15 protein-coding genes are annotated in these 13175 nt (G+C 73.7%); 5 read left to right on the top strand and 10 right to left on the bottom strand.

The genetic code is table 11. The annotated features are described in order from the left end of the window. Positions 1–79: 79 nt before the first annotated feature. On the bottom strand, positions 80–529 hold the full coding sequence (locus HHL19_RS23815; protein ID WP_169092326.1) for a DUF1707 domain-containing protein: 450 nt from the start codon (positions 527–529) through the stop codon (positions 80–82). A 71-nt stretch (positions 530–600) separates the two neighbouring features. Here HHL19_RS23815 and HHL19_RS23820 point away from each other — a divergent pair, with 71 nt between their 5' ends. Further along, on the top strand, positions 601–1170 hold the full coding sequence (locus HHL19_RS23820) for a TetR/AcrR family transcriptional regulator (protein ID WP_169092327.1): 570 nt from the start codon (positions 601–603) through the stop codon (positions 1168–1170). A gap of 24 nt (positions 1171–1194) precedes the next feature. On the opposite strand, the gene HHL19_RS23825 is transcribed toward HHL19_RS23820, so the two are convergent. From HHL19_RS23825 to HHL19_RS23845, 5 genes are all read right to left on the bottom strand, one after another. Next, positions 1195–1812, bottom strand: coding sequence for a TOPRIM nucleotidyl transferase/hydrolase domain-containing protein (locus tag HHL19_RS23825; protein WP_169092328.1), 618 nt, complete (start codon positions 1810–1812; stop codon positions 1195–1197). A gap of 70 nt (positions 1813–1882) precedes the next feature. Then, complete coding sequence (locus HHL19_RS23830; RefSeq protein ID WP_169092329.1) at positions 1883–2371, bottom strand: hypothetical protein; 489 nt, start codon at positions 2369–2371, stop codon at positions 1883–1885. Positions 2372–2515: 144 nt separating this feature from the next. Further along, complete coding sequence (locus HHL19_RS23835) at positions 2516–2800, bottom strand: hypothetical protein (protein WP_169092330.1); 285 nt, start codon at positions 2798–2800, stop codon at positions 2516–2518. Positions 2801–2997: 197 nt separating this feature from the next. Beyond that, on the bottom strand, positions 2998–4842 hold the full coding sequence (locus HHL19_RS23840; protein ID WP_169092331.1) for an ABC transporter ATP-binding protein: 1845 nt from the start codon (positions 4840–4842) through the stop codon (positions 2998–3000). Between the two features lie 152 nt (positions 4843–4994). Continuing rightward, entirely contained in the window at positions 4995–5810 is an 816-nt protein-coding gene (locus tag HHL19_RS23845; RefSeq protein WP_169092332.1) for an alpha/beta fold hydrolase, read from the bottom strand. A 264-nt stretch (positions 5811–6074) separates the two neighbouring features. Between HHL19_RS23845 and katG the strand changes: the two genes are divergently transcribed. Next, positions 6075–8264, top strand: a complete 2190-nt coding sequence (gene katG, locus HHL19_RS23850; RefSeq protein ID WP_169092333.1) for a catalase/peroxidase HPI — start codon at positions 6075–6077, stop codon at positions 8262–8264. Between the two features lie 167 nt (positions 8265–8431). On the opposite strand, the gene HHL19_RS23855 is transcribed toward katG, so the two are convergent. Continuing rightward, the gene (locus HHL19_RS23855) at positions 8432–8734 is read right to left on the bottom strand and encodes a hypothetical protein (protein WP_169092334.1); all 303 of its coding nucleotides are present in this window, start codon (positions 8732–8734) and stop codon (positions 8432–8434) included. A 160-nt stretch (positions 8735–8894) separates the two neighbouring features. Between HHL19_RS23855 and HHL19_RS23860 the strand changes: the two genes are divergently transcribed. The 3 genes from HHL19_RS23860 (at position 8895) to HHL19_RS23870 (ending at position 11427) form a co-directional block, all read left to right on the top strand. After that, a complete protein-coding gene (locus tag HHL19_RS23860; protein ID WP_169092335.1) occupies positions 8895–10106 on the top strand; it encodes an ROK family transcriptional regulator in 1212 nt (403 codons plus the stop codon). Between the two features lie 262 nt (positions 10107–10368). After that, the gene (locus HHL19_RS23865) at positions 10369–10848 is read left to right on the top strand and encodes an SRPBCC family protein (protein ID WP_169092336.1); all 480 of its coding nucleotides are present in this window, start codon (positions 10369–10371) and stop codon (positions 10846–10848) included. A gap of 96 nt (positions 10849–10944) precedes the next feature. Beyond that, positions 10945–11427, top strand: a complete 483-nt coding sequence (locus HHL19_RS23870; protein ID WP_169092337.1) for a carboxymuconolactone decarboxylase family protein — start codon at positions 10945–10947, stop codon at positions 11425–11427. Here HHL19_RS23870 and HHL19_RS23875 read toward each other — a convergent pair whose 3' ends face one another. The 3 genes from HHL19_RS23875 to HHL19_RS23885 all read right to left on the bottom strand — a co-directional run bounded on the left by HHL19_RS23875 (position 11428) and on the right by HHL19_RS23885 (position 12797). Continuing rightward, positions 11428–11892 carry a DUF4383 domain-containing protein gene (locus HHL19_RS23875; protein ID WP_240981819.1) on the bottom strand — a complete coding sequence of 155 codons (465 nt, stop codon included), beginning with the start codon at positions 11890–11892 and terminating at the stop codon, positions 11428–11430. A 94-nt stretch (positions 11893–11986) separates the two neighbouring features. After that, positions 11987–12349 carry a MazG-like family protein gene (locus tag HHL19_RS23880; protein ID WP_169092338.1) on the bottom strand — a complete coding sequence of 121 codons (363 nt, stop codon included), beginning with the start codon at positions 12347–12349 and terminating at the stop codon, positions 11987–11989. Positions 12350–12404: 55 nt separating this feature from the next. Beyond that, positions 12405–12797, bottom strand: a complete 393-nt coding sequence (locus HHL19_RS23885; RefSeq protein ID WP_169092339.1) for a VOC family protein — start codon at positions 12795–12797, stop codon at positions 12405–12407. Positions 12798–13175 lie beyond the last annotated feature (378 nt).

The raw sequence follows: 13175 nt of genomic DNA on the forward strand, positions 1-13175 counted from the left end.
CACAAGTCCGTTCGGGAGAGGAGGCGTTCGGTCTCTGTTTACCCCGAAGTCGGGACCTCGACGCGTCCCCCGCGGCGTGTCAGCCGGTGTCGTCGTCCTTCTTGTCGCCCGGACGGAGCGCTGCGGCGACGAGGACCGCCGCCCAGATGGAGAGCGGGGTCACCGGCCAGTAGAAGTCGAGTTCGCCGTCGCGCAGGCAGTTCACGCCCCAGATCGCGGACATGACGACGAGGCCGCCGAGCCAGTAGCGCCACTCGGCGTACCACTCGGCGAGTTCCTTGCGCCTGCGCTCCTCGGGGCCCGGCCGGGGCGCGGGCAGGTCGGCGGTGAGGACGGCGAGTTCACCGGCCGTGCGGGCGGCGAGGGCGGCGCCGACGCGCTCGGCGTGCTCGTGCGCGTCGAGCCGTCCCTCGGTCAGGGCGACGGCGAGGAGGGCGACGACGGCGTCGCGTTCGCGGTCGGAGACGCGTACGCCGGGGACGGCGTCCTGCTTGCGCGTCACATCGGGCCGTGCGGGCTGCTCTTCCATGTGTTCCCCCGTTGGTTAGAATACGACCGTATCTCAGAACGGGGGGCGGGACGAGACCGAGGGACGTGACGATGCCGAGGACGGTCGACCGGTCGGAACAGCGACGGCTGATCGGCGAGGCGCTGCTGCGCCTGGCCGGCGAGGAGGGTCTCGACCGGGTCAGCGTGCGCACCGTGGCGGCGGCGAGCGGCCGTTCCCCTGGCGCGGTCCAGAAGTACTTCCGCTCCAAGGAGGACCTGCTCCTCTTCGCCTCCGAACTCTCCGGGGAGCGGATCGAGGCCCGGCTGCGGACGGTCGACCCGGCCCTGCCGCTGCGGCGGGCGCTGCGTGAACTCATCGGCGCCACCCTGCCGCTGGACGAGGAGCGGCGCGCCGAGGCCGCCGCGCAGCTGGCCTTCGCCGTGCACGCGGCCCGCCACCCCCGCCTCGCCGAGGTCCGCCGGCACGTCGACCGCGAGGTCCGCGACGCGCTCGCCCGGCGCCTCGCCGCCGCCGGCACCGTCCTGCCGACGGCCACCGCCGACGCCCTCATCGCCGTCTCCGACGGCCTCGCCCTGCGCATGCTCTACGCCCCCGGGGAGACGGACGCCCTGCTGGCGGCGCTCGACCGGGCCGTCGAGTCCCTCACGCCCCCGGAGTGACGGCCCCGGTGCCCCCGGTCCCGCTCAGAGGGAGGCGAGGAGCCCGTCGAGCGGGGCCGGTACGCGGGTGAGGTCGAGGCCGTCGACGAGGATCCGGCCGTAGCGGATCTTCCGGCCCGAGGTCGTGCCGAGGAAGCGGCGCATCCGCAGCAGGGGGCTGCGGTCGCGCTGGGCGGGCTGGTTGAGGAAGGTGCGCAGGGCCCGCCCCTCCCCCTCGGCGACCACCAGCTCGCCGACCCGGTCCACGCCGAGGGCGCGGATCAGCTCGTCCTCCAGGTCGGCGACGCAGACGAAGAAGGCCTCCGGGTCGGCCCCGGCGGCGGCCAGGCCCCGGGCGTAGTGGGCGCGTTCGGCGTCGTCGCAGAGGCCGGTGAGGCGCAGTCCGAGGCCGGGCGGGCCGAGGAGCCGGGCGTGGCGGGCGGCATTGGTGACACCGTTCATGGAGAGCGCGCAGACGCCCTCGGCGGCCAGGTCGCGGCCCCGCCGGGCGGCGAGCGCCTCGACGGCGGCGACGTCGCTGCGTCCTTCGAGGAGCACCACGGTGTGCACGGGCAGGCGCGCGGCGAGCTCGCGCGCGGCGTCGCCGGTTCCTCCGGCCGCCCACGCGGCGACGGCGGACCGGAAGGCGTCCATGTCGGTCATGGGAGGAGTCTGGGCGCCGGGCGGGCGGGACGGTACCGGTTTTCCGCCGCCGCTTCCGACCGGGGACCGGTCAGTACCGCAGGGCGGAGGCGACGGACGGGGTCACGGTGCCGGAGAGCCTGTGCGTGGAGCGGGCGGTGCCGTCGCCGGGCTTTCCGGCGGGGACGTCCGAGATGGTGACGACGACGGCGTCGAGCAGCTTGCCGTCGCCGTCCTTGAACTGCACCTGGACCGCGAAGGACCGCGTCGCGTCGCCGGTGTTCCGCACGGTGAGCGGGACGGTGGTGCGGCCGTCGGCGTCGGTGGCGGGGTCGCCGAGCGTCACCTCGTCCTTGGCGTCGACGCCGTCCTTGATCTCCGCCATCTGCTCCTCGGCCTTCTTCACCGCCTGGGAGGCGGCCTCCGAGAGGCCCTCGGCGGCGGAGGCCACCGCGGAGGCGGCCTCGCTGACCGCTCCCGACACGGCGTTGTCGCCGTCGTCGGAGCAGCCGGCCGTGCCCATCAGGACGGCTCCGGCGAGGAGGCCGCCGGCGGCGCCCCGTACCCAGCGTGCGGTCATGTCGTGGTCTCCCTCGGGTCGCACGTGCGCGTCGGCCCCAGTCAACGGCAGCGCCGGGCGCGCCGCATCCCGGGACCGGCGTCCGGCTCGCGGGTGCGCCCGGGGCCGAGCTCCAGCGGTGCCGGTCATCGGCAGGACCTCCTCCTAGGTCATGTCGATGACCTCGGGCTGTGCGGCTGCGGCCCGGACCGGGCCCACGACGGTGAGGGGGATGCGGACGTTCTCGCAGAAGCGGCGGACGCGGGAGAGGACGCTCAGCGAGGCGGGCGAGGGGTCGGCGGTGGAGAGCTGGACCCGGACGAGCCGGGGCCGGTGCGCGTGGGCCAGGGCCTGGGCCTCCAGGTCGGCGGCGGATCGGCTGGTGAGGGTGAGGTCGCCCGGGAGCGACAGGTGCAGGACGCCCTCTTCGAAGGCGTGGCCGATGAGCATGACCGCCTCCTTCCGTCGTACGCCGTCCCACCGACCGGAGGCGGTGGGACGGACGGTTTCCGTCAAGGCGTTGTGCCGGGCACGCTGGCACCAGGCTGGCAGACGCGGACCGTGTCCGCACCCGCACCGCCCGCAGCCCCCGGACCGCGCGGAGGGGACGAACCCGCTGGTGGGAGCGGCGGGAGGCGGCCCGCGGCTCAGCGGGACACGGGCGCCTCCGGGCCGGTGCGGTCGGCGGTGGCGGTGGCGGCGTCGTCGTCGAGGAAGCCGCCCGACTGATGCCGCCACAGCTTCGCGTACGCGCCCTCCGCGGCGAGCAGTTCGCGGTGGCCGCCCTGCTCGACGATCCGGCCGCGGTCGAGGACGACGAGCCGGTCCATCCCGGCGACGGTGGAGAGCCGGTGGGCGACGACGAGCGCCGTCCGGCCCTCCATCAGCCGCCACAGCGCGTCCTGGACGAGGAGTTCGCTCTCGGAGTCCAGGGCGCTGGTCGCCTCGTCGAGGAGGAGGACCGGCGCGTCGCGCAGGATCGCCCGGGCGAGCGCGACACGCTGCCGCTGGCCGCCGGAGAGCTTCACGCCGCGCTCCCCGACCAGGGTGTCGAAGCCCTCGGGCAGCGCGTCGGCGAACTCCGTGACGTGGGCCGCCTCCGCGGCCCTGCGGACCTCGGCCTCGGTGGCCCCGGGCCGGGCGAAGGCGATGTTCTCCCTGAGGGAGCGGTGGAACATCGCCGGGTCCTGCGGTACGGAGGCGATGAGGCTCCGCAGGTCCGACTGGCGCATCCGGCTGATGTCCTGACCGCCGATCAGGATCCGGCCCGCGTCGACGTCGGTCATCCGCAGAAGCAGCCGGGTGAGCGTGGTCTTGCCGCCGCCGGAGCGGCCGACGAAGCCGACCTTGGTACCGTTCGGCACGTCCAGGTCGAGCCCCTCGAAGAGGGGCTTGGCGCCCTTGTGGGCGAAGTGCACCCGCTCGAAGCGGATCTCCCCCGAGCGGCCCCGGAGGGGTTCGGGCGCGGGCGGGTCGACGACGGTCGGCGGCTCCAGGAGGAGTTCGGTGAACTGGGCGGCCTCCGTCATGGAGCTCTCCATGCGCCGATAGATCTGGTTGAACTCGAACATGATCCGGGTGGCGTTGGCGTAGTACGTGAAGGCCACGATGATCGCCTCCACACCCCGCTCCCCCGCGCCCAGCATCAGCGCGAGCACCAGGCCGATCACGTTGGTGACGACCGAGAGGGGCGCGACGAGCGTGTCGATGCGCAGGTTGCCGTAGTCCCAGGAGCGCAGGGTGATCCGGCGCGACTCGGCGACCCGGGAGCGGTGCTCGGCCGCTTCCCGGTCCTCGGCGGCGAAGGAGCGGACGCTGTCCATGTTGGTGAGCACGTCGGCGACGTGCCCGGACACCCGGGCGATGGCCTGCTCCCGGTCGGCGACGATCCGCTGGCGGCGGCGGACCAGCGGGAAGACGCAGACGCCGGTGAGGACGATCATCACCAGGAGGCCGACGACGAGCAGCGGGTCGTACTGCCAGAGCACGACGGAGGCGAACAGCAGCGGGACGAGGCTGCCCATGACCTGGAAGGTCAGGGTGTCGACGAAGTCCTCGAAGCGGCCGGCGAAGCTGATGACCCGTTTGGTGAGGGAGCCGGCGAAGTTGTCGTGGAAGAACGCCGCGTCCTTGGCGAGGAGTTCGTCCATGCCCACGACGTAGAGGTGCTCGATGCCGCGGGCGTCGAGCCGGTTGAGGCAGTGGAAGCCGACCCGCCACAGCGCCTCGCCGAGCAGCAGGACGGCGGCGAACCCGAGGGCGTAGGGCAGGACCGAGTCGAAGGTGACCGGGCCGCCGTCGGCGACCCGGCCGACGAGCTTGGCGACCACCAGGGGGGCGAGGTACTGGATCCCGATGTTGCCGAGCGCGGGCAGCAGCAGCGCGGGCACGGCCACCTTCCGGAGCCGCACCATCTCTCCCCCGTAATGGCGGAGCGCGAGGCGGACGGAGCCCTTGCCCGGTCCGCCGCCGCGTTGTTCTGACGTTCCCATCACGACCTTCCGTCACTGTTCCGACACGTTCGGTGACGGAGTGTGGCGGAGGGCGGGCGCGGCGGTCCACGGGTTTTTCCGCGCGGTGGGGCGCGGTGGGGGCGCGGGCGGGGGCGTACGGCTCAGCGCCAGTCTCTCGGCGGCTCCGCGCCTCAGCGGCGCAGTCCGGCGGCGAAGGCGGCGAGTTCGCGCACGACCCGTTCCGGGTCCTCCCAGTACACGACGTGCCCGGCGCCCTCGTGGACGACGAGCCGGGAGTCGGGGATCGCGTCGAGGATCAGCTGCTGGTCCGAACGGGTGAGCACCGGGTCCCGGTCGCCCCAGACGACGAGGGTGGGGACGAGGATCCCGGTGAGCGTGGCGGCGAGGTCGGTCTCCAGGAGTCCGCGCAGGGTCTCGCGCCAGACGCGGGCGGGCGCCTTCAGGCTCTCGTCGACGGCGGTCTCCAGGAAGCCGGGCGCCACCCGGCCCACGGCGAGCCCCCGCACGAACTCGGCGACGAACGCCCGGTCCACCGGGTCCTCCAGGGCCCGGACGGTCTCCATGACCGCGGCGACCCCGGGTTTGTCGGCGAGCACGGCGGGCGTGCCGAGCAGGACGAGTCCGGCGACCCGGTCGGGCCGCCGGCCGGCGACGATCCGGGCCTGGACGCCGCCGCTGGAGCCGCCGACGAGGACGGCCCGTTCGAGGCCGAGGTGGTCGAGGAAGGCGACGAGGTCGTCGGCGAAGTCCTCCGGGAGGTAGCCCTCCGCCGGATTGTCGGCGTCGCCGTGGCCGCGCTGGGTGGGCGCGTAGGCGTGCATGACGGCGGGCATGGCCCGCAGCATCGGCTCGAAGGTCCACCAGGAGTCGACGTAGCCGTGGACGAGGACGAGCGGCGGTCCGCTCCCGGGCCGCCCGGTCTCCGCGTACGGGAGCGTGGGGCGCCCGTCGCCGAGGACGGCGCGGTGCACGGCGACGGTGGCCATCGGCGCCCTCCTGTCTCTCTCGCCCAGCGTAGGAACGGTTCCCAGAGCCTTCAACACGGGACCGGCCCCCCTGCCGGTGATCCCCCGGAAAGGCCCGGAACCGCCCGGCCCTTTCCGGGGGATTTCCGGTCCGCCGCCTTCCGCGCCGCCGCGCCCTGCGTGTTCGCATGACCGGAAGGACGCGTGTGCGCGACCATACGGACGCGCCGTCGTGAGAATCCCGGCCGGCGGCGGAAAGGCACACGCACAGGAAGAAGGCCGTACGTGACCGGCAGCGACAGCGAGAACCCGGCAATTTCCGCCCCCAGCCCCAAGGACACCCGCCCCCGCACCAATCGGGACTGGTGGCCGAACCAGCTGGACCTCTCCGTACTCCATCGGAACGATCCGCAGGCCGACCCCCTTGACCAGGGATTCGACTACGCCAAGGAGTTCGCGGGCCTCGACGTCGAGGAGCTGAGGCGGGACGTCATCGCCCTGATGACGGATTCGCAGGAATGGTGGCCGGCGGACTACGGGCATTACGGTCCGCTTTTCATCCGGATGAGCTGGCACGCGGCCGGCACGTACCGCATCGCCGACGGTCGGGGCGGCGCCGGAAGCGGCGCCCAGCGATTCGCCCCGCTGAACAGCTGGCCGGACAACGCCAGCCTCGACAAGGCACGCCGTCTGCTGTGGCCGGTCAAGCAGAAGTACGGACAGAAGATCTCCTGGGCCGATCTTCTGGTTCTCGCCGGAAACTGCGCGATGGAATCCATGGGGTTCAAGACCTTCGGTTTCGGATTCGGCCGCGAGGACATCTGGGAGCCCGAGGAGATCTTCTGGGGGCCGGAGGACACCTGGCTCGGCGACGAGCGCTACAGCGGCGACCGGGAGCTGAAGGGCCCGCTCGGCGCCGTCCAGATGGGCCTCATCTACGTCAACCCCGAGGGCCCGAACGGCAACCCCGACCCGCTGGCCGCCGCCCGCGACATCCGGGAGACCTTCGCCCGGATGGCGATGAACGACGAGGAGACGGTCGCGCTCATCGTCGGCGGCCACACCTTCGGCAAGTGCCACGGCGCCGTGAACCCCGAGTACATCGGCCCGGAGCCGGAGGCCGCCCCGGTCGAGCAGCAGGGTCTCGGCTGGAAGAACACGTACGGCACCGGCTCCGGCTCCGACGCCCTCACCAGCGGTCTGGAGGGCGCCTGGACCAACTCCCCGACCACCTGGGACAACGGCTTCCTCGACAACCTCTTCCGGTACGAGTGGGAGCTCACCACCAGTCCCGCCGGCGCCCAGCAGTGGAAGCCCACCGACCCGGCCGCCCAGGGCACCGTCCCCGACGCGCACGACCGGTCGAAGTCGCACGCGCCGATGATGCTGACGACCGACCTCTCGCTGCGCATGGACCCGGTGTACGGCCCGATCGCCCGCCGCTACCACGAGAACCCGGAACTGCTGGCGGAGGCGTACGCCAAGGCCTGGTACAAGCTCCTGCACCGTGACATGGGCCCGGTCTCCCGCTACCTCGGCCCGTGGGTGCCCGAGCCTCAGCTGTGGCAGGACCCGGTACCGCCGGTCGACCACGACCTCGTGTCGGACGAGGACATCGCCGCTCTCAAGGAGCGGATCCTCTCCTCCGGCCTGACCGTGCCCCAGCTGGTCACCACCGCCTGGGCGTCGGCGGCGAGCTTCCGCGGCACCGACAAGCGGGGCGGCGCCAACGGCGCGCGGATCCGGCTCGCGCCGCAGAAGGACTGGGCGGTCAACGACCTGCCCGAGATCGCCGAGGCGCTGCGGACCCTGGGCACGATCCGGGAGGAGTTCGCCGCCGGGCGGAGCGACGGCACCCGGATCTCGCTGGCCGACCTGATCGTGCTCGGCGGCTGCGCGGCCGTCGAGAAGGCCGCGAAGGACGCCGGCCACCCGGTGACCGTGCCGTTCGCGCCCGGCCGCACGGACGCCACGCAGGAGCAGACGGACGTGGAGTCCTTCGCGGTCCTCGAACCGCGCGCCGACGGCTTCCGCAACTACCTGGGCGCCGGCGAGAAGCTCTCCCCGGAGACGCTCCTCCTCGACCGGGCCTGCATGCTGACGCTGACGGCGCCGGAGATGACGGTGCTCCTCGGCGGCATGCGGGCGCTCGACACCGGGCACGGCGGGGCCCGCCACGGCGTCCTCACCGACCGCCCCGGCACCCTGACCAACGACTTCTTCGTCAACGTCCTGGACATGGGGACGGAGTGGAAGGTCTCCGAGGCGGACGAGAACGTCTACGAGGGACGGGACCGGGCCACCGGCGAACTGAAGTGGACGGGCACGGCCGTGGACCTGGTCTTCGGCTCGCACGCCCAGCTGCGGGCCCTGTCGGAGGTGTACGCGGCACGGGACGCGGGCGAGAAGTTCGTCCGCGACTTCGCCGCCGCCTGGTCGAAGGTGATGGAGCTGGACCGCTTCGACCTGCGCTGACGGTCGCCCTCGGGCGTCCGGCGCGTTCCCGCGTACGAGGGGGAACGCGCCGGCGCCCGGACGGTCGTGTCCACGGCCGTCCGGGCGCCGGGTTCGTACGGGGTCGTGCGGGGTCGTACGGGGACGCGCGGGGTCGTACGGGGTCGTGCGGAATGTCAGGTGGAGTGTCAGGTGGAGATCGCGGGGAGCAGGCCGGCGACGGGCGCGGCCTGGTCGGTGAGCTGGTGGAGCTGCTGGAGTTCGTTGACCCGGCTCAGGCCGCCGAGCTGCTCGCCGACGCCCGGGTAGGCGGCGCGGGCGTCCTCCGGCATGCCGGTGGTGGCGAGGGAGTCGAGTTCGGCGATCGGGCTGATCGGCGGTCCGAGCGGGCCGGCGGGCGCGGCGGCGGCCTGGGAGGCGGCGGCGCCGCCGAGGCAGGTGAACGCCGCGGCGACGGCGAGGACCGAGGAGATGCGTCGGGAAGAGGTCACACCCTGACAACGGAACGTTCCGCCGGGGGACACGCGACCGACCCCGAGCGTCCTCCTAACGGGCCACGACCGCCCCCGGAACGCGGCGCTGTAGGCTGTGCGCTCGCGCGTTCGCTGATCATGCGGACGAACCGGGCCGGACCTGCGTGGCGGAGGGCAAGTGACGGAGCTCGTCCGCGGGACACCGGGACTCGTGCGGGCGGTGAACGACCGCGCCGCCCTCCATCTGCTGCTCCGTCAGGGGCCGCTCACCCGCCCCGAGGTCAGCCGTCTCACCGGCCTCTCCAAGCCCACCGCCTCCCAGGTCCTCGCCCGCCTGGTGGACGCCGGACTCGTCGTCGGCAACGGCCTGCGGACCGGCCTGCCGGGGCGGGTCCCGGAGACGTACCGGGTCAACCCGGAAGCGGCCTACGCGACCGCCGTGGACGTGTCGCCGGAGCGCGTCGCCGTCCGGACCGCGGACATCACCGGCACGGTGCTCGGCGAGACCGAGGCGCCCGTGCCCGCGCGCCCGGACCGGGAGGCCCTGGTGACGGCGCTGCGCACGGCCCTCGGCCGGGTCCCGGCGCCGCGGCCCCCTCGGAGCGTCGTGGTCGGCGTGCAGGGCGCGGTGGACCCGACGACCGGCCGCCTCGCCTACGCGAGCGAGGAGGACATGGCGGCCTGGCTCTTCCCCGACGTCGAACGGACGCTGGGCGAGGCGCTCGGCCTCCCCGTCCGCATCGAGAACGACGTCAACCTCGCCGCCGTCGCCGAACGCGCCCACGCCGCCGCCGACTGCCCGGACCTCGTCCTCCTGTGGGCCGACGAGGGCCTGGGCGCGGCGCTGGTGATCGGCGGCCGCCTCCACCGCGGCCACTTCGGCGGCGCCGGCGAGGTCGGCTACCTCCCCCTCCCCGGGGCGCCGACCGCCCGCGAGGCAGGCGACCACTACGGCCGGCACGGCTACCAGGAACTGGCGGGCGGCGACGCGGTCCGGGACCTGCTGCACGCCCACGGGGTGCCGGGCGCGGACTTCGCGGAGGCGGTGACGGAGGCGGTACGTCGGGCGGGGACGTCCGGGGAGGACGCGGAGGCGGCGCGGGCGGGCCTCGTCGCGGTGGCGGCGCGGCTCGCCGCCGGGCTCGCCTCGATCGTGACCGTCGTCGACCCGGGCCTGGTCGTCCTCGCGGGCCGACTGTGCGCGGCGGGGGGCGAGGCGCTGCGCGCCCTGGTCGAACGCGAGCTCCGCGTCCTCGCGCACTCCCGGGCGCGGGTCCGCCTCTCGTCCGTGCCGGGGAACCCGGTCCTCGCGGGCGCCCTCGCCCTGGCCCTGACCGAAACCCGAGAACAAACCTTCGGCGGCCCGTCCCCCCTACCTCCACCCCTGTGACGTGACGCCACCGGGGCGGGCACACCCGCCGTCCCCGTGGGCATACGCCCCGCAAGGGCGGGACGGGTGGGCACAGGGACGGCGCCCCCTGCCGGGCCAAGGCTTCCCGCGCCTGAACCCGCACCGGCTGTACGGCGCTCTACGGGTGCGGGTCCAGGCCCGGAAGCGGAGGCACCCGCAAACGGTGCCGTTCCGTTGTGCCCACAAGGGAACGGCGGTGGCGGCGGACAATGGAGGTACGGGCGGCTCAGGAGGTGGCGACGTGGTGGAAGCGACGATCACGGTCGACGCGCCGGTGCGGCGGGTGTACGACCAGTGGACCCAGTTCGAGGAGTTCCCGCGCTTCATGCACGGCGTCGTGGCGGTCGAGCAGACCGACCCACGGCACCTCCGCTGGCGCACCGGCATCGCCGGCTTCCGCCGCGCCTTCGAAACCGAGATCGTCGACCAGCTCCCGGACGAACGCATCGCCTGGCGGACGGTCGGCGGCGACGTCCGCCAGCGCGGGGTCGTGACGTTCACGCCCGTCGACGACCGCCACACCCGCGTGCGCCTGGCGATGGAGGTGGAGCCGGAGGGCGCCACGGAGCGCGCCGCCGTCGCGCTGGGCATCGTGTCGAGCCGGGTCTCGGGCGACCTCCGGCGGTTCAAGGACTTCGTGGAGGACCGCCACGCCGCGACGGGCGCCTGGCGCGGCCGCCTTCGCCCGGAGGAGGCCCGCCGCCGCACCGACCTCAAGTAGTTTGATTTTCAACATACCTTCGGGGGAAGATGGCCGAGAAGATGGCCCCATGCCCGCGCCCCACCCCCGCGCGGGACCACCCCGAAGGAGCGGACAGTGAGCGACGGCGTCACCACGGCATCCACCCGTCGGCGGATCTTCCTCGACAAGCAGACCCCGGACGCCTACAAGGCCTTCGTGCGGGCCTCGCAGACGGTGAAGACCGCCGCCGCCGACGCCGGGCTCGACCGGATCCTGGTCGAGCTGGTCAACCTCCGCGTGTCCCAGCTCAACGGCTGCGCCTACTGCCTCGACACGCACACCCGCGCCGCCCTCCTCGCCGGCGAGACCCCCCGCCGGCTCGGCCTGCTCGCCGCCTGGCGGGACACCGAGGTCTTCACCGCGCGCGAGCGCGCCGCCCTCGCGCTCGCCGAGGCGACCACCCACCCGGCGGACGCCGACGCCCAGGAGAAGGCCTACGCCGAGGCGCGCCGGGTCCTGGACGACGCCGAGCTCTCCGCCGTCGTCTGGGTGGCCATCACCATCAACGCCTTCAACCGCGTCTCCATCCTCAGCAAGCACCCGGTGCGCCCGAGCTGATCACCGGCCGAACGCGCGCGACCTCCGGCCTCCGAGCACCACGCCGAGCAGCACCATCGCGGCGCCGAGGCCCAGGTGCAGCCAGTTGTCGGCGGTGTCGAACGGGACGAAGTTCGCGTCGCCGTCGAGGTCGACGAGCACGCCGTACAGCCACAGCAGGAGGTAGACGAACCCGCCGCCGACGAGGAAGGCTCGGGCCGTCCCCGCCGTGCGGGACATGACGACGCCCGCGGCGCCGAACAGCAGGTGCACGGCGTTGTGGAGCACGGAGACCTGGAAGACGCCGAAGAGCTCGGCGCCGGACTCGTGCCCGGCGAAGGCCATCTCGTCGACGCCGGTCGTCACGCCGGGTACGAAGCCCAGCACGGCGACGACGAGGAGGACCAGGCCGACCAGGCCCGCCGCCGACCGCACGGGCCGCGCCGACCGCGCCGGACGGGACAGGGAATGTCGGGGAGCCATCATGACTGTTCCTCCCTCACGCGTGACGGTCGGTCGCCCCGCGTCTACCCCGGGCGGCGGCGACCAAGGCACTGATCGGAGCCCGGGCCGTCTCCGGCTAGGGCGCCGGGGCCTCCACCCCCTCCCGGTCCGGGTCCGGGTCCGGGTCCGGCAGCGAGCGTTCCGCCACCCGTCGCAGGTGGCGGGCGAAGACCTCGGGGGCGTCCGGGGTCAGGGTGCGCAGGGCGACCATGGCGGTGATGACGACGTCGCAGAGCTCGGCCTCGACATCGCCCCACGTGTGGCTGGTGCCCTTGCGGGGGTTCAGTCCTGTGGCCCCGATCACCGCCTGCGCAGCCTCCCCGACCTCCTCGGAGAGCTTGAGGACGCGCACCAGGACCTCCTGGGCGGGCGGCAGTTCCTGATGGTCCGCGAGCCAGTCGCGGAGGCGGGTGATGGTGGTCCAGGTGTCGTCGGTCATGACGTCAGCCTGTCAGGCCGGCGCGTGCCGCCGGCCCGACGGGCTGCCTGGACCGCTACTCCCCGGCCGGGAGGTCCTGGGGGTACCAGCGGAGCTCGACGGTGTTGCCGTCCGGGTCCTTCACGTAGACGGACTGGGCCGAACCGCGGGCGCCCCAGCGCGGGACGGGGCCCTCGATGACGTCGAGGGTGCCGGAGGCGATGACCTCCTGCCAGTCGAGCGGGTCGACGACGAGACAGATGTGGTCCACGTTCGACTCGCCCCGGGGCCGGGAGAACAGGTCGATGACGGAGCCCTCGTCGATCCGCACGGACGGGAACGGCACCTTGCCCGCCCGCCACTCCTCGACCCGCTCCGGCGCGAGGCCGAGGGGGCCGGTGTAGAAGGCGAGGGCGCGCTCGACGTCGGTGACGTTGAGGACGAGGTGGTCGAAGGCTTTCACGCGCATGCGGGTCTCCCGTTGTTCCGTTCGGTGGTGCCGGTCGTACGGGAGCGATGGCGGGCGCGCCGCCGCGACGCGCGCCCGCGCCCGCCGGTCTCCCGTACGCGCGCAGGCGCGCACGCGTGCCGCGGCCGGTCCGCACCTCCCCCGTGCAGGTAGTGCCTATCACGGCCGATCATCCGTCACCCACCGGTTTGGCAGCGGGAGTCACCCGGCCCGACCTGCCGCTTTCCCTCCGGCCGGGGGACCGCGAGCCCCCACGTCCACGGGAGCGCTCCCATCCGCACACCGGACCCGCGCGTCCCGACCTCGCGCGAAGTCTTGTCAGGCACTCGACGCCACCCCTATCGTCACCCGCCAGAAAGCGCTTTCTAGCGCTTCGGC

Origin of the sequence: Streptomyces sp. R302 (assembly GCF_012927245.1) — a bacterium.
GTDB lineage: Bacteria > Actinomycetota > Actinomycetes > Streptomycetales > Streptomycetaceae > Streptomyces.